The following is a 16,443-nucleotide window of genomic DNA, read 5'->3' on the forward strand; positions in this document are numbered from 1 at the left end:
TGGTAATTTGTTTATGAAGTTCCACAAATTTAACCATTACAACCCGAAATTCATGCCTTTAAAAAAAGTTTATTTTTAAAATTTTGAACCATATAAGTTATTTTTAAACCATATAAGTGATGTAAACTCATTTTAGTTTTTGTAGCAAGTTTGTCATTTCGACGAAGGAGAAATCTCCGCAAGAAGCTCGACAAAGATTGGATTCTCATTGCGGAGTTACTTATGAAGATTTCTCCTTCGTCGAAATGACAAACTATGTCTTATATTCTTTGTGTACCAATGGTTGAAACCATTGGCTATGTTTGATATTGCTTCTTTAAATATAGCCCGAGGTTTCAACCTTGGATACATTCGTTATTTTATTCTTTCTTCAAAATCCCTTTTTCAACGCTTTCATTAATTAAATTCTCGGCGTAATTCCATATCGATTTTGAACCTTCTTTTATAACGCTTTTCTTTTCGTAGACTTTGTCGTACTTCACATCAAACTCTTTCCACGTTCCGCCGTTGTTTGAAGTATTTTGCAATAAAGGTTCTAATCTGTCCATAGATCTTGCAAATTTGGCTTCGTTGGTTTCTCCTGCTTCAAATTCCTCCCAAATCGAAATAAATTCGTCTGCCTGATTTTTTGGGAGCAAACCAAAAATTCTATTTGCTGCCAATCGTTCTTCATCGGTATTAGAATGATTTTTTATAGTATCATACATAAAAACATCGCCGGCGTCGATTTCTACAATATCATGTATCAAAACCATTTTTACAACTTTCAGTACATCGATTGGCTCATTTGAATGTTCTGCCAAAACGACCGCCATTAAAGCTAAATGCCAGCTGTGTTCAGCATCATTTTCACATCTGTCGCTATTAAACAGCTTGGTTTTACGCTGAATATATTTTACTTTATCAATTTCTTTTATAAAAGCAATCTGATTCAATAAATCTTCTGTCTTCATCTTTCACTGTATATATTTTAAAATGATATTTGTCATATGCAAAATTAGAAGTTAAAGCTTAATTGCGCGGGTTTAAATTAATGAATATAACACCGTATGATAAAATAACCTTTCCTTTTTACACAAAAATCAAATTTCTGTAACATAAGTCACCTATTTTAATAGAAAACAAAGTTATCTTTGTATTCCCATTATTTTTCAAAACATATCATGAAAATAGAACAAATTTACACCGGATGCCTTGCACAAGGTGCATACTATATAACTTCAAACGGAGAAGCGGCGATTATTGATCCGCTTAGAGAAATACAGCCTTACCTGGATCGCCTGAAACGTGACAATGTTAAACTAAAATATATTTTTGAAACACATTTTCATGCCGATTTTGTTTCGGGCCATATTGATTTAAGCAAAGAAACTCAGGCTCCAATTGTTTACGGACCAAATGCTGCCTGTGAATTTGAATGCATTTCTGCAAAAGACGGACAGGAATTTAAAATTGGAAACGTTACCATAAAAGCTCTTCATACTCCCGGCCACACATTAGAAAGTACAACTTACTTATTGATTGACAAAGACGGAAAAGATCATGCTATTTTTTCTGGAGACACTTTATTTATTGGAGATGTCGGTCGTCCTGATTTAGCTCAAAAAGCGGCAGGAATGACACAAGATCAACTGGCTGCAACTTTATATCATTCGTTAAGAAATAAAATCATGACTCTTGCCGATGATGTAATCGTTTATCCAGCGCACGGAGCCGGAAGCGCCTGCGGAAAAAACATGAGCAAAGAAACTGTTTCGACTATTGGAAACCAAAAAGCTTCAAATTATGCTCTGCGTGCCAATATGACCGAAGCTGAATTTATAAAAGAAGTAACTGATGGATTACTTCCTCCTCCTGCTTATTTCAGCATGAATGTCGCCATGAACAAAAAAGGTTACGAAAGCTTTGAAACGGTTTTGCATAATGGAATGAAAACCATAAAAGCAGAAGAATTTGAGGCTGTCGCCGAAGAAACAGGAGCTTTAATTTTAGATACCCGAAAAAGCGGCGATTTTGCAAAAGGATTTATTCCACAATCAATTAATATAGGAATCAATGGTGATTTTGCACCGTGGGTTGGAACACTCGTTGGTGATGTAAGACAGCCTATTATCTTAGTGACCGAAAATGGTCTTGAAGAAGAAACCGTAACACGTTTAAGCCGTGTGGGTTTTGATTCAATTGTTGGACATCTTGAAGGCGGATTTGAAGCCTGGAAAAAAGCAGGTTTTGAAATTGATACCGTAAACCGAATCTCTGCAGAACAATTTGCAAACGAATTTAAATTTGGCGAAGATAAAGTTATTGATATCCGTAAAGAAACAGAATATGAGGCAGAACATATTGAAGATGCCTACAGCAAGCCTCTTGCCTATATTAACGAATGGGTAAAAGATATTGATTCAAATGAACATTTTTATCTGCATTGTGCCGGTGGTTACCGAAGTATGATCGCTGCTTCAATTTTACAGGCTCGCGGTTTCAGAAATTTTAGCGAAATTGACGGTGGTTTTGGAGCTATCGCAAAAACTGAAATTCCAAAATCAGATTTTGTTTGTCAGAGTAAAGTATTAAAATAATTTAAGATACTGAGTTACTAAGATCCTGAGGTTCTAAGTTTTTTTTAGCCTTTACCATCTTAGTCTCTTAGAATCTTAGCAACTTAGAACCTTAAAAAAATGCTGGAAATAATTAAAGAACCTTGGCCTTGGTACGTTTCGGGGCCGCTAATCGGATTAACTGTTCCTATTTTATTAATTATCGGAAATAAATCTTTCGGGATTAGTTCTTCGCTTCGTCATATTTGCGCGGCTTGTATCCCTTCGAATATTTCATTTTTTAAATACGACTGGAAAAAAGAAAGCTGGAATTTATTCTTTGTTTTGGGAATATTCCTGGGAGGAGTTATTGCGGCTTATTTTTTATCGAATCCAAATGAAGTTCAAATTACACCACAACTTTCAGAGCAATTAGCGTCATACGGAATTACAGATCATTCCGGTTTAGTTCCGGCGCAGTTATTTTCATGGGAAAGTTTATTAACACTTCGCGGATTTATCATGATTGTTGTTGGCGGATTTTTAGTAGGTTTTGGAACGCGTTACGCGGGCGGCTGTACAAGCGGACATGCCATTATGGGATTATCAAACTTACAATGGCCTTCATTAGTTGCTACAATCTGTTTTATGATTGGCGGATTTATAATGTCTCTTTTGATTCTTCCTTATATTCTTTCACTTTAAAATTTCAAAAATGAACAATTTAGAAAATAAAAACACAGATACAGAAGGAATCAACGCAAGCCAGATTAAAGATTCGGGATTTTCCAATCTTAAGTATTTAATTGTTGGGATCTTTTTCGGGATTATATTCGTAAAAGCAGAAATTATCAGCTGGTTTCGTATTCAGGAAATGTTTCATCTGCAGTCGTTCTTTATGTATGGCGTAATTGGAAGTGCAGTTGTTGTTGGCGTTTTATCTGTTTTTATTATTAAAAAATTTAATATCAAAACTATTCAGGGCGAAAAAATCGAAATTCAGCCAAAGACTTTCAGCAAAGGCCAAATTTACGGCGGATTGTTATTTGGTTTTGGATGGGCAATTACAGGAGCTTGCCCGGGTCCGCTTTTTGCTCAAATAGGAACCGGAGCAACTGTGATCGTTGTAACTTTAGTAAGTGCCATTGCCGGAACCTGGGTTTATGGTTTCTTTAAAGATAAACTACCTCATTAAAATTTGATTCAGATTTTTGTTTCAAGTTTCACGTTGATCCAATAAAACCCAGCAGGTTTTGAAACCTGTTGGATTTATTTTTTCATCTAAATTTAGATCCTACATTTTACCAAATAGTTAAATATCAATAAATCAGTTTTTTACAAAATAAATTTACTTACATTTATTTTACTTTAAAAACCAATCTTACAGCACCACTTTTGTATTAACAAAAATTTAACACGACACTTGTATATACAACTATTAAAAGTTATACATTTGTATATACAAATTATACACTTACGACTATGACAATTGAAGAGGTTATTAAGAGTACAGTTAAGATGGATAATGCGAAAAAAGTTATTCTGAACATTATGTACACACAAAATGTGATTCAGGATCATTTCAACGAAATAATAAAACCGTATGATTTATCTGGAGAACAATACAATGTGCTGCGTATATTAAGAGGACAAAAAGGAAAACCTGCTAATATGTGTGTGATACAGGAACGTATGCTGGCAAAAACCAGCAACACCACCAGATTAGTTGACAAATTATTATTAAAAGATTTTGTTACAAGAAATGTATGCCCCGGAAACAGACGTAAAATTGAAGTTTTGATTACGCAGAAAGGATTAGACGTTCTAAAAGAATTAGACCCAAAGGTAGATGAGCACGAACGTTTGTTTGCCAATAATATAAGTCCGGAAGAATTAGAATTATTAAATGAATTATTAGAAAAATACCGAACCCAACAAAATTAATATTATGAGCACATTATTAGAGAATTTAAACTGGAGATATGCAACTAAAAAATACGATGCATCAAAAAAAATATCTTCAGCAGATTTAAATACTATAAAAGAGGCAGTTAGATTAGCAGCTTCATCATATGGATTACAGCCATACCGAGTTCTGGTTGTAGAAAATCCGGAAATCAGAGAGCAATTAAAAGCTGCTGCTTATGGACAAACACAGCTTACAGATGCTTCTCAAATCTTTGTTTTTGCAAATGATTTAAATGCTGGCACAGAATCTGTAGCGGCATACATTAAGAATATCAGCGAAACAAGAAATATTCCTGTTGAAGCATTAAGCGGATTTGCAGATATGATGAATGGTGTGATTTCAAATTTATCACAAGAAGCTAAAAACATCTGGACAGCAAAACAAACTTATATCGCTTTAGGAACATTATTAGCTGCTGCTTCTGAATTAAAAATTGATGCTACTCCTATGGAAGGTTTCAATGCAGCAGAATTCAATAAAATCTTAGGATTAGATAAACTAGGATTAAACGCTGCAGTGATTGCTGCTGTAGGTTACAGACATGATGAGGACGACGCTCAGCACTACAAAAAAGTTAGAAAATCTCACGAGGAATTATTTATCACTATATAATAATTATTATTAATCAAATTCAATTTTAACAACATGAAAAATTTAAAAACAATTGCAATTGCATTATTCGTAGCAGCTGCTGGTATTTCAGTAAACGCACAAACTAAAAAAATCGACGTAAAAGCTTCTACTATTAAATGGGTAGGTAAAAAAGTAACAGGAGAACACTCTGGAACTGTAAACTTTAAAGAAGGTGCTGTAGTTTTCAAAGGAAAAAAATTAGTTGGAGGAAGCTTCACAGTTGACATGACTTCATTAACTTCTACAGATTTAACCGGAGAATACCAAGGTAAATTAAACGGTCACTTAAAAGCTGACGATTTCTTTGGAACTGACAAATACCCAACTTCAAAATTAGTTTTCAAAACTATTGGTGCTAAATCTGCTGATGTTTACACAGTAACTGCTGATTTAACTATCAAAGGAATCACTAAACCAGTAACTTTTGACATTACTGTAAAAGGGAACACTGCTACAACTGCATTTAAAGTTGACAGAACTAAATATGATATTAAATATGGTTCTGGAAGTTTCTTCGAAGGTTTAGGAGACAAAACTATCAATGACGAATTTGAATTAACTGTAGCTTTAAAATTCTAATTTCAGGCTTACTAATTCCTATATAACAAAAACCCCAATAGTTGATTCTATTGGGGTTTTTCTTTTTTATTTCTTTTTAATATTTCTTTTCACAAACATAACATTCTTAACCATAAAATAACGCTTTCATAATAACTATCCCTGTATTGATTAACATTCGGGGTCTAATTTTGAGGAAATAAAAAATCAAAAACTAGAAATTAAAATTATAGTTATGAAAACAAAAATACGTGTTATAATTATTACACTTCTAAGCACTTTTTTTCTACAAGCTCAGCAGCAGGCAAAAGGAATTATCGGAACTAATAACTGGATGAACAACTGGACCAATTTTAATCCGTCTAAAATAGAATACAGCGAAGCGACCAACATAATTGCAGGAACTATTGACAAAGACACGAGATTAGTAAAACGCAATACTTATCAGCTGGTTGGAATTGTTTATGTAACCAATAATGCAACTTTAACTATTGAACCCGGAACTATAATAAGAGGCGACGATAAAACCTGTGGGACTCTCGTTGTTACAAATGGCGCAAAAATTGTTGCCGAAGGTTTAGAAACAGATCCAATTGTTTTTACTTCAAACAAAGAAATTGCAGACAGACGTCCGGGTGACTGGGGCGGAATTATCATTTTAGGAAAAGCTCCAATTAATTCTCTTGGAGGACTTCATACGCTTCCTTTTACCTTAGACCCAATATTAAATCATTACGGAGGTCAGGATGCCGAAGACAATTCGGGAATTTTAAAATACGTAAGAATTGAATTTGCAGGAAGAAAACTGAGCGCTGAAAAAGAACTTAACGGACTTTCCTTAGCCGGAGTTGGAAGAAAAACTGTTTTAAATAATATTCAGATCAGTTTTTCAAACGACGATTCTTTTGAATGTTATGGCGGCGATTTGAATATGAGTAACCTGATTTCTTACAGAACTACTGATGATGATTTTGATTTTACGCAAGGCGCACAAATCAACATTAATAACAGTATTGCTGTCCGTCATCCTTTTTCATCAGATATCTCAGGTTCAAGATGTTTTGAAGTAGACTCATACGATAAAATTCAAAACACGGATATGAGCAAGAAAATGACTAAAATCAATGCCAGCAATATTACTTTGGTTAATTTGGAAGAAAACAATCAGGGATTAGTAAGAGAATCTGTTTTTGTTAGAGAAAACACTTATTTCAACTTAAGCAATGCAATTGTTTCAGGGTTTTCACCTTTTGTTTTATTAGAATCAAACATTGGAAACGGAAACGAAAATCTGGCTAAATTGAGTTTTAAAAACATAATTGTAAATAACTGCAACGGCGGAATTACCAGTGAATCATCAAGCTCAAATGAAACAATTCAAAATTATTACAATCCAAATTCTGGTATAGAATATTCAAAATGGAAAAATAATGAATTGTTTACAACGCCTAACATTAAAGGAAATCCGGATTTTAGAGCTAATGTAAACAATACAATTGCAATTGGAAATTAAGCTTTTAGAACCCGTTTAGATTCTAAAATTTAACAAATTTCAAAATTTAGAAAAGTTTTTTTTGAGATTTTATGTATTCTAATTCAAATTACATTTATATCTTTGTCGCAACAAAATAAGATATGAGAACAATAATGAACAATACTTGGTGGTGGAAGAATTTACGTCAAACGTCGTGAACGAAGCTTCCTATGGTATTTTCAAAACTATAAATATAAAAGGCTTGTCATCACGACAAGCCTTTTTTTTTGGCCGGAACTTTAGAAGAAAAAAATATATTAAAAACTAAAAACAACATACTTTGAAACCTTTTATACTCAACACACATTACAAACAAATTCTGGCAGATACGATTACGCCGGTAAGTATATATTTTAAAATAAGAGATAAATTTCCAAATAGTCTGTTATTAGAAAGTAGTGATTATCATGGAAATGACAATAGTTTCTCTTACATCTGCTGCAACCCAATTGCTACGATAAAAATTGAAAATGAAGTTATTTCAAAAACTTTCCCTGACGGAACTTCAGAACAAAATAAAATTGATAATCTGACTAACATTCCAGAAGTAATTCAGGAATTTTCAAGTAAATTTCAATCAGAAAAGAACGATTTTAAATTTATCAATAACGGATTGTTCGGATATATTTCTTACGACGCCGTTCGTTATTTTGAGAAAGTTTCGATTGCAAAAAAAGACAATGCAACTTCAATTCCAGATGTTTTTTATGCGGTTTATCAAAACATCATCGCAATTAATCACTTTAAAAATGAAGCTTACATTTTTTGCCACAGTGTTGACGGAAAAAATAATATTGCCGAAATTGAACAATTACTACAATCCAGAAATATCGCTTCGTATAAATTTTCAAAAGAAGGCGAAGGTTTCTCCAACTTAACCGACGAAGAATTTAAACATAATGTTGCCTTAGCAAAAAAACACTGTTTTCGCGGAGACGTTTTTCAATTAGTACTTTCACGTCGTTTTACACAAGGTTTTAAAGGTGACGAATTTAATGTTTACAGAGCTTTAAGAAGCATAAATCCTTCTCCTTACCTATTCTTTTTTGACTATGGAGATTTTAAAATATTTGGGTCTTCGCCCGAAGCACAAATTATTGTAAAAAACAGAAAGGCAGAAATCCACCCAATTGCCGGAACTTTTAAAAGAACTGGAAATGACGAACGTGACGCGCTTTTGGCCAAAGAACTTTCTGAAGATAAAAAAGAAAACAGCGAACACGTAATGTTAGTAGATTTGGCCAGAAACGATTTAAGCCGAAATGGTCACGATGTAAATGTGGAGAAATACAGAGAAGTTCAGTTTTTCTCTCACGTAATCCACCTGGTTTCAAAAGTAACCGGACATTTACATGACAAAGCAACCACAATGCAGGTTGTTGCTGATACCTTTCCGGCCGGAACTTTGAGCGGCGCACCAAAACACAGGGCAATGCAATTAATAGAAGATTATGAAAAAACAAATCGTAATTTCTACGGAGGCGCTATCGGTTTCATGGATTTTGAAGGAAATTTTAACCACGCCATTATGATTCGAACTTTCCTGAGTAAAAATCATCAACTGCATTATCAGGCCGGAGCGGGAATCGTAGCAAGTTCTGACGAAGAAAGTGAAATGCAGGAAGTTTACAATAAATTAAGAGCGTTAAATACAGCGCTGGAAATGGCAGAAAAAATTTAGTAAACAGTCACAGTTTTCAGTCGCAGTGAAACGGAATGATCAATGATTGTCTTCAGAGGTTGAAACCTCGGGCAATATTTGAAAAGCATTTATAAGCGGAATGTTATGTAAACATAGCCAATGGTTTCAACCATTGGAAACAAAGATTGGTAAAAAACCAGAAACAATTAACAAAGAAGAATAAAATTATAAAAACCATGAAAAAAGCAATATCAATTTTAGTTTTAATCATTAGCATGACATCTTGTAATTCAGAGAAAAAACAAAATTCCCTTGAAGGAACCTGGCGTCTTATATCAGCTGAAACGACAGAAAAAGATTCGACGTTTTCAACCTTCAATCCAAAAACAAAAATGATTAAAATTATAAATGAAACACACTTTGCTTTTTTTAATCATGACTTGAATAATGGCAAAGATTCAACAAATGCCGTGTTTTTTGGCGGAGGCGGAAAATATACTTTAAAGGATAGTATTTACACTGAAAATCTCGAATATTTTAATAACCGCCAATGGGAAAATGGAAAATTTGAGTTTGTGTTAAAAATCAAAAACGACACGTTAACTCAAAAAGGAGTAGAAAAAGTAGAAAAATTAGGAATCAACCGAATCATTACTGAAAAGTACGTTCGAGAAAAATAAAAATTTTGTATCAGTTTTAAGTCTCAGTCTCAGTATTCAGTCAAAATGAAAACTTAGCATCTTAGAAACTTAGCATCTTAGAAACTTAAAAAAAATGAAAAAAATATTAGTTATAGACAATTACGATAGTTTCACTTATAATTTAGTGCACTATTTAGAAGATTTAAACTGCGAAGTAACCGTTTACAGAAACGACGAATTTGATATTGATGAAATCGCTTCTTTTGATAAAATATTACTTTCACCAGGGCCTGGAATCCCTGATGAAGCTGGTTTATTAAAAGCAGTAATCGAAAAATACGGCCCAACGAAAAGTATTCTTGGTGTTTGTTTAGGACAGCAGGCAATTGGTGAAGTGTTTGGCGGAACACTTTCAAATCTTGACAAAGTGTACCACGGCGTTGCCACCAATGTAAAAACTGTAGTTTCAGACGAAATTCTATTTGAAGGTTTAGGTAATGAATTTGAAGTTGGAAGATATCATTCGTGGGTTGTTGACAGCAATTTACCCGAAGCTCTTGAAGCAACATCAATTGATGAAAACGGACAAATTATGTCCCTGAGACACAAAAAATATGATGTTAGAGGCGTTCAGTTTCACCCTGAAAGCGTTTTGACTCCAAAAGGAAAAAGGATTTTAGAAAACTGGATAAAAAGCTAGTATTCAGTCTCAGTTTACAGTCTCAGTTTACAGTCTCAGCTTACAGTCTCAGCTTACAGCCTCAGTAAAACTCAGAATCTCAGAACCTTAGCAACTTAGAATCACAAAAAAATGAAAACTATATTAAATAAATTAATCAATCACGAAGTGCTTTCTAAAGAAGAAGCAAAAAACGTTTTGATTAATATTTCAGGCGGTCAGTACAATCCGAGTCAGATTTCGGCTTTTTTGACCGTATTTATGATGCGAAGCATTACAATTGAAGAACTTTCGGGCTTTCGCGAAGCTTTATTAGAATTATGTATTCGGGTAGATTTATCAGCCTATAATACAATCGATTTATGCGGAACAGGCGGCGACGGAAAAGACACTTTCAATATTTCGACTTTGGCTTCTTTTGTTTCGGCCGGAGCCGGAATTAAAGTCGCAAAACATGGAAATTACGGCGTTTCATCCATTTCCGGGTCAAGCAACGTAATGGAAAAAATGGGAATTAAATTCAGCAGCGATCCTTCGTTTTTAGAAAAATGTATTGATCAGGCGGGAATTTGTGTTTTGCATGCGCCTCTTTTTCACCCTGCCATGAAAAACGTTGGGCCAATTCGTAAAGAATTAGCGGTAAAAACCTTCTTTAATATGCTGGGTCCAATGGTAAATCCATCATTTCCGCAAAATCAATTAGTTGGAGTATTCAATCTTGAATTAGCCCGAATGTATGCTTATTTATATCAGAATACCAATATCAATTTCACCATTTTGCATTCGCTTGACGGATATGACGAAATCTCATTAACAGGTCCGACAAAAACGATAACATCAAATATGGAAGGAATGCTGAAACCAGAAGATTTTGGCGTTCGTCTTTTATCTCAAACTGAAATTGAAGGAGGAAAAACGATCGAAGAATCGGCAGAAATATTCACCAATATTATTTCAGGAAAAGGAAATGAAGCGCAAAATAATGTAGTTTGTGCCAATGCAGCAATGGCAATCGCAACGGTTAATAAATGTTCTCCGCAAGAAGGATTTGAACTGGCAAAAGAAAGTTTATTCTCCGGAAAAGGATATGAAGCTCTTAAGAAATTACAAGAACTAAGCAGGTAAAAAATTAGTTTCAAGTTGCCGGACATGAAACTTGAAACCTGAAACAAAACAAACAATGAACATACTCGATAAAATAATATTTGATAAACACCGTGAAGTCGAACTTAAAAAATCAATTATTCCGGTTTCACAATTGGAGAATTCTGTTTTTTTTGGCAGACAAACCATTTCCTTAAGTCGGAAATTAAAAGAAAGTAATTCCGGAATTATCGCCGAACATAAACGCCGTTCTCCTTCAAAATCAATAATTAACAACAATTTTACGGTTGAAGAAGTGGTAAAAGGCTACGAAAATGCCGGAGCATGCGGAATATCTGTTTTAACCGACAGTAAATATTTTGGCGGATCTCTTGACGATTTACTTCTGGCTAGAGCTTCAGTAAATATTCCGCTTCTGCGAAAAGAATTTATTGTAGATGAATACCAGATTTTAGAAGCAAAAGCACACGGAGCCGATTTGATTTTATTAATCGCAGCGGTTTTAACCCGTGAAGAAATCAAATCATTATCTGAATTTGCAAAAAAATTAGGCTTAGAAGTTTTACTGGAAGTTCATAATCAGGAAGAACTGGAAAAATCGATTATGCCGAGTTTAGATATGATTGGCGTAAACAACAGAAACCTGAAAACTTTTGAAGTCAGTTTAGATTTCAGCAAAGAACTGGCATCACAGATTCCTGATGATTTTGTAAAGGTTTCTGAAAGCGGTATTTCATCAGTTGAAGCTATTCAGGAACTCAAACCTTATGGTTATAAAGGTTTCTTAATTGGAGAAAACTTCATGAAAACTGATAATGCGGGCAAAGCAGCAACAGAATTTATTAGTAAATTATAAATTTAAGTTCGCCACGAATTTCACTAATTACACTAATTTAATTCGTGCTATTAGTGAAATTCGTGGCAAAAATTAAACACAAAGCTTTGCGAACTAAGCTTTATAAGCACAATAAAAAGCAAAAAAACACAACGAAATGAAACTCAAAATATGCGGTATGAAATATCCCGAAAATATTCTCGAAGTAGGTGCACTCCTGCCCGATTATATGGGATTTATTTTCTGGGAAAAATCCGCGAGATATTTTAACGGAACTATTCCTGAACTCATAAAAACAATCAAAAAAGTAGGCGTTTTTGTAGATCAAAGTCAGGAAGAAATTCTGGAAAAAGTAACAAAATACAATTTGCAGGCCGTTCAGTTACACGGCAATGAAACGGTTGAATTTTGTGCCGAATTAAAAAGTAAACTGTCTAAAAAAATCGAAATTATAAAAGCATTTTCTGCAAATGAAAATTTTGATTTTGAAGTCATAAAACCTTTTGAAGAAGTGTCCGATTATTTTTTATTTGACACCAAAGGAAAATTGCCGGGCGGCAATGGAACAACATTTGACTGGACAATATTAAAAAAATACAATTCTGAGAAACCCTTCTTTTTGAGCGGTGGAATCGGAATAAACGAATTAAAAGCCATCGAAGAAATTTCAAAAAGCAATTTACCCATTTATGCTATCGATGTAAATAGTAAATTTGAAATCGAACCCGGGCTGAAAAACAGAAATTTATTTAGCAATTTCAAACGAAAATTTGATGTTGCCAACTTTTAAAATAAAAAAAAAATGAGTTTTAACGTCAACGAAAAAGGATATTACGGAGAATTTGGAGGAGCTTACATTCCTGAAATGCTATATCCAAACGTAGAAGAATTACGTCAGAAATACCTAAGCATAATGGACGAACCAGATTTTAAGGCTGAGTTCAACCAACTGCTTAAAGATTATGTAGGACGCCCTAGTCCGCTGTATTTTGCGAAACGTTTATCTGAAAAGTACAATACAAAAGTCTATCTGAAAAGAGAAGATTTAAACCATACCGGAGCGCATAAAGTCAACAACACCATTGGGCAGATTTTATTGGCAAAACGTCTTGGCAAAAAAAGAATTATTGCCGAAACCGGCGCCGGACAGCATGGCGTTGCAACAGCTACGGTTTGTGCTTTAATGGGAATTGAATGTATTGTGTATATGGGCGAAATCGACATTGCACGTCAGGCACCAAACGTAGCCCGTATGAAAATGTTAGGTGCAGAAGTTCGTCCGGCACTTTCTGGTTCCCGTACTTTAAAAGATGCCACAAACGAAGCGATCCGCGACTGGATCAACAATCCGGTTGACACACATTATATTATAGGATCTGCGATTGGACCACATCCCTATCCGGATATGGTAACACGTTTTCAAAGCATTATTTCAGAAGAAATTAAATGGCAGTTAAAAGAAAAAGAAGGACGTGAAAACCCGGATTATGTTATAGCCTGCATTGGCGGAGGAAGTAATGCCGCAGGAACGTATTATCATTTTCTGCATGAGCCTGAAGTTGGGATTATTGCTGTTGAAGCTGCCGGAAAAGGTGTCGACAGCGGTCATAGCGCAGCAACAAGCAAATTAGGAAAAGTAGGCGTTATTCATGGCTGTAAAACACTATTAATGCAAACCACAGACGGACAAATAACAGAACCGTATTCTATTTCTGCCGGATTAGATTATCCCGGTGTTGGGCCATTACATGCTCATTTAGCCCAATCGGGACGCGGGGAGTTTTTCTCTGTTACAGATGATGATGCCATGAATGCAGGTTTGCAATTGACAAAATTAGAAGGAATTATTCCGGCGATCGAAAGCGCGCATGCGTTTGCAGTTTTAGATCAAAAGAAATTTAAGCCTTCAGATGTTGTTGTTATTAGTCTTTCCGGCCGCGGCGATAAAGATTTAGATAATTATATTGACTATTTTAAATTGTAATAAAAATCGTAATTTGGGCGTTCCCTTCGGGCGGGCTGTCCGCTGTATCTTTTTATTTTTAAAGAAAAAATAAAAAGGATGCCGCTCCCATCCCTAACGCAATAAATAACGAGAAAAATAATAATTATGGAACAGTTATTCTCCTACGGAACATTAAGATCAAAACAGATCCAAATGCAGGTTTTCAACAAAGTATTATCCGGAACTGCAGACCAGCTCCTTGGCTACAAACTAAAAAGCCTGCAGATTGAAGAAGAATTTGGAATGGCAGATTATGTTGTAGCGGTTCCAAGCGATGATCTTTCAGATATTATATATGGGGTTGTATTTACAATTTCAAACACAGATCTGGCTAAAGTAGATATCTTTGAATCGAACTCCTATAAAAGAGTTCAGGTAAGACTAAAGTCTGGAATACAGGCTTGGATTTATACAGAAAATTAATAATTCCAGACATGATTCTAGCAGCCGCGCAAACAAAACCGACACGAGGAGATATCGATGCCAATTTATCAGATCATTATCGCCTTATAGAATTGGCTGTAAAAAATAAAGCGCAATTAATTGCATTTCCTGAAATGTCTATTACAGGATATGAAAGAGAACATGCACAGCAATTATTTTTCCAGAAAAACGATTCGCGTCTGGATCATTTGAAAAAATTAGCTATAGAAAATAATATTGTAATTATTGCCGGAGCGCCTATTGAAATTGACTCAAACCTGTTTATTGGTGAATTTGTTATTTCTCCGGACAATTCGGTTTCAATTTATACGAAGCAGTTTTTACATGAAGGCGAAGATGATTTTTTTCAGTCCTCTTTTGATAATAATCCAATGATTACTATTGAAAATCAAAAGATTTCATTTGCCATTTGTGCCGATATCGATAATCAGCTGCATCCGGAAAATGCCCGTAAAAAGGAAACTGACATTTATATTGCCAGCATTTTCTTTTCGCCAAACGGCATCCCGAACGCTTACAGAGATTTGCAAAATTATGCACTAAAACACGGAATGAATGTTTTAATGTCCAACTTTAGCGGAGAATCCTGGGGTTCGCCTTCAGCTGGACAAAGTGCATTCTGGAATAATAAAGGAGAATTAATTGGACAGATGAATGATTCAGATTCCGGATTATTATTGGTTGAAAATCAAAATCATAATTGGACAAGCAAGGTTTTAAAATTTTAAAAAAAATAATGCCGCAAATTTTACAGATTCTCACAGATTAAATTATTTAAAAATCATTGAAATCTTTTTAATCTGTGTCACAAAAAAACATAATAATGAACAGAATAACTCAAAAATTACAAGAAGATAAAAAGATACTTTCGATCTATTTTTCTGCTGGATATCCAAACTTAAATGATACAGTGCAGATTATTCAGGATCTGGAAAAAAATGGCGTTGATTTAATTGAAATCGGACTTCCTTTTAGTGATCCTTTGGCAGACGGACCAACAATTCAGGCGAGTTCTACTCAGGCGCTTCATAACGGAATGACGACTCAAATTCTTTTTGACCAGTTGAAAAACATCCGCGAAAGCGTAAAAATCCCGTTGATTATTATGGGCTATTTCAATCCAATGTTACAATATGGAGTTGAAGCTTTTTGCCAGAAATGTGCCGAAATTGGAATCGACGGTTTAATCATTCCGGATCTTCCGGTTGATGTTTATGCAGAGGAATACAAAGCAATTTTCGAAAAATACGGGTTAATCAATGTATTCCTGATTACGCCGCAAACTTCAGACGAACGCATTCGTTTTATCGACAGCGTATCAAACGGATTTATTTATATGGTTAGTTCTGCAAGTGTTACAGGTTCGCAGGCAGGTTTTGGAGATGTACAGGAAAGTTACTTTGAGAGAATCTCAAATCTGAATTTAAAAAATCAACAAATTGTAGGTTTTGGAATTTCAAATAAAGAAACTTTCAATCAGGCTGTAAAATATGCAAAAGGCGCTATTATTGGAAGTGCTTTTATTAAACATTTAAGCGAAAACGGAAGCGGGAAAATTGCTGAGTTTGTTGGAAGGATTCGATAATTATTTTATTTCATAATTAATATCGTCTAGTTGTCATTTCGACGAAGGAGAAATCTCCGTTGCAAAATCTACAAAGTTTGAAACTTTTGATTGTAGAGTTACTCGCGGAGATTTCTCCTTCGTCGAAATGACAAGAATGAGCGAAAAAGCTGAAATATTATTTCTATTTCAGCTTTTTTTTTGTTCAAATTATCGAAACCGTTTTATGTTAATATTATGTTAAAATAAAATTAAACAAGTGTTTAAATTAAACAAGTGTTTAATTTTGCATCCGATT

The 16,443-nt window shown here is 34.4% G+C and carries 18 protein-coding genes; 17 read left to right on the top strand and 1 reads right to left on the bottom strand.

Features of this window, described 5'->3' with window-relative positions:
* Nucleotides 1-359: 359 nt before the first annotated feature.
* Entirely contained in the window at nucleotides 360-953 is a 594-nt protein-coding gene (locus ASE21_RS02380) for an HD domain-containing protein (RefSeq protein ID WP_057120953.1), read from the bottom strand.
* A 210-nt stretch (nucleotides 954-1,163) separates the two neighbouring features.
* Between ASE21_RS02380 and ASE21_RS02385 the strand changes: the two genes are divergently transcribed.
* From ASE21_RS02385 to trpA, 17 genes are all read left to right on the top strand, one after another.
* A complete protein-coding gene (locus ASE21_RS02385; protein ID WP_057120954.1) occupies nucleotides 1,164-2,579 on the top strand; it encodes an MBL fold metallo-hydrolase in 1,416 nt (471 codons plus the stop codon).
* A gap of 99 nt (nucleotides 2,580-2,678) precedes the next feature.
* Nucleotides 2,679-3,242 (top strand): YeeE/YedE family protein, encoded by a 564-nt coding sequence (locus ASE21_RS02390; RefSeq protein WP_057120955.1) that lies wholly within the window; start codon nucleotides 2,679-2,681, stop codon nucleotides 3,240-3,242.
* Nucleotides 3,243-3,252: 10 nt separating this feature from the next.
* Nucleotides 3,253-3,732 carry a DUF6691 family protein gene (locus ASE21_RS02395; protein WP_057120956.1) on the top strand — a complete coding sequence of 160 codons (480 nt, stop codon included), beginning with the start codon at nucleotides 3,253-3,255 and terminating at the stop codon, nucleotides 3,730-3,732.
* Nucleotides 3,733-4,019: 287 nt separating this feature from the next.
* Nucleotides 4,020-4,481: a MarR family winged helix-turn-helix transcriptional regulator gene (locus ASE21_RS02400; RefSeq protein WP_057120957.1), complete on the top strand. Its 462-nt coding sequence runs from the start codon at nucleotides 4,020-4,022 to the stop codon at nucleotides 4,479-4,481.
* Between the two features lie 4 nt (nucleotides 4,482-4,485).
* A complete protein-coding gene (locus ASE21_RS02405; protein WP_057120958.1) occupies nucleotides 4,486-5,118 on the top strand; it encodes an NAD(P)H-dependent oxidoreductase in 633 nt (210 codons plus the stop codon).
* Between the two features lie 33 nt (nucleotides 5,119-5,151).
* Nucleotides 5,152-5,718 carry a YceI family protein gene (locus ASE21_RS02410; RefSeq protein WP_057120960.1) on the top strand — a complete coding sequence of 189 codons (567 nt, stop codon included), beginning with the start codon at nucleotides 5,152-5,154 and terminating at the stop codon, nucleotides 5,716-5,718.
* 214 nt (nucleotides 5,719-5,932) lie between these two features.
* A complete protein-coding gene (locus ASE21_RS02415) occupies nucleotides 5,933-7,210 on the top strand; it encodes a hypothetical protein (protein ID WP_057120961.1) in 1,278 nt (425 codons plus the stop codon).
* A gap of 301 nt (nucleotides 7,211-7,511) precedes the next feature.
* Nucleotides 7,512-8,912: an anthranilate synthase component I family protein gene (locus tag ASE21_RS02420; RefSeq protein ID WP_057120963.1), complete on the top strand. Its 1,401-nt coding sequence runs from the start codon at nucleotides 7,512-7,514 to the stop codon at nucleotides 8,910-8,912.
* Nucleotides 8,913-9,109: 197 nt separating this feature from the next.
* The gene (locus ASE21_RS02425; RefSeq protein ID WP_057120965.1) at nucleotides 9,110-9,553 is read left to right on the top strand and encodes a hypothetical protein; all 444 of its coding nucleotides are present in this window, start codon (nucleotides 9,110-9,112) and stop codon (nucleotides 9,551-9,553) included.
* Between the two features lie 94 nt (nucleotides 9,554-9,647).
* Nucleotides 9,648-10,214: an anthranilate synthase component II gene (locus tag ASE21_RS02430; protein ID WP_057120966.1), complete on the top strand. Its 567-nt coding sequence runs from the start codon at nucleotides 9,648-9,650 to the stop codon at nucleotides 10,212-10,214.
* 111 nt (nucleotides 10,215-10,325) lie between these two features.
* Nucleotides 10,326-11,318 carry an anthranilate phosphoribosyltransferase gene (trpD, locus tag ASE21_RS02435; protein WP_057120968.1) on the top strand — a complete coding sequence of 331 codons (993 nt, stop codon included), beginning with the start codon at nucleotides 10,326-10,328 and terminating at the stop codon, nucleotides 11,316-11,318.
* Nucleotides 11,319-11,373: 55 nt separating this feature from the next.
* Entirely contained in the window at nucleotides 11,374-12,153 is a 780-nt protein-coding gene (gene trpC, locus ASE21_RS02440) for an indole-3-glycerol phosphate synthase TrpC (RefSeq protein ID WP_057120970.1), read from the top strand.
* A gap of 136 nt (nucleotides 12,154-12,289) precedes the next feature.
* Nucleotides 12,290-12,922, top strand: a complete 633-nt coding sequence (locus tag ASE21_RS02445) for a phosphoribosylanthranilate isomerase (RefSeq protein WP_057120972.1) — start codon at nucleotides 12,290-12,292, stop codon at nucleotides 12,920-12,922.
* Nucleotides 12,923-12,934: 12 nt separating this feature from the next.
* Nucleotides 12,935-14,116 carry a tryptophan synthase subunit beta gene (trpB, locus tag ASE21_RS02450; RefSeq protein ID WP_057120974.1) on the top strand — a complete coding sequence of 394 codons (1,182 nt, stop codon included), beginning with the start codon at nucleotides 12,935-12,937 and terminating at the stop codon, nucleotides 14,114-14,116.
* Nucleotides 14,117-14,242: 126 nt separating this feature from the next.
* On the top strand, nucleotides 14,243-14,560 hold the full coding sequence (locus ASE21_RS02455) for a gamma-glutamylcyclotransferase family protein (RefSeq protein ID WP_057120975.1): 318 nt from the start codon (nucleotides 14,243-14,245) through the stop codon (nucleotides 14,558-14,560).
* Between the two features lie 11 nt (nucleotides 14,561-14,571).
* The gene (locus tag ASE21_RS02460) at nucleotides 14,572-15,309 is read left to right on the top strand and encodes a carbon-nitrogen hydrolase family protein (RefSeq protein ID WP_057121161.1); all 738 of its coding nucleotides are present in this window, start codon (nucleotides 14,572-14,574) and stop codon (nucleotides 15,307-15,309) included.
* A 95-nt stretch (nucleotides 15,310-15,404) separates the two neighbouring features.
* Entirely contained in the window at nucleotides 15,405-16,166 is a 762-nt protein-coding gene (gene trpA / locus ASE21_RS02465; RefSeq protein WP_057120976.1) for a tryptophan synthase subunit alpha, read from the top strand.
* The last annotated feature ends 277 nt before the right edge of the window (nucleotides 16,167-16,443 follow it).

The sequence above is a fragment of the Flavobacterium sp. Root901 genome (assembly GCF_001429765.1).
Taxonomy (GTDB): Bacteria; Bacteroidota; Bacteroidia; order Flavobacteriales; family Flavobacteriaceae; genus Flavobacterium.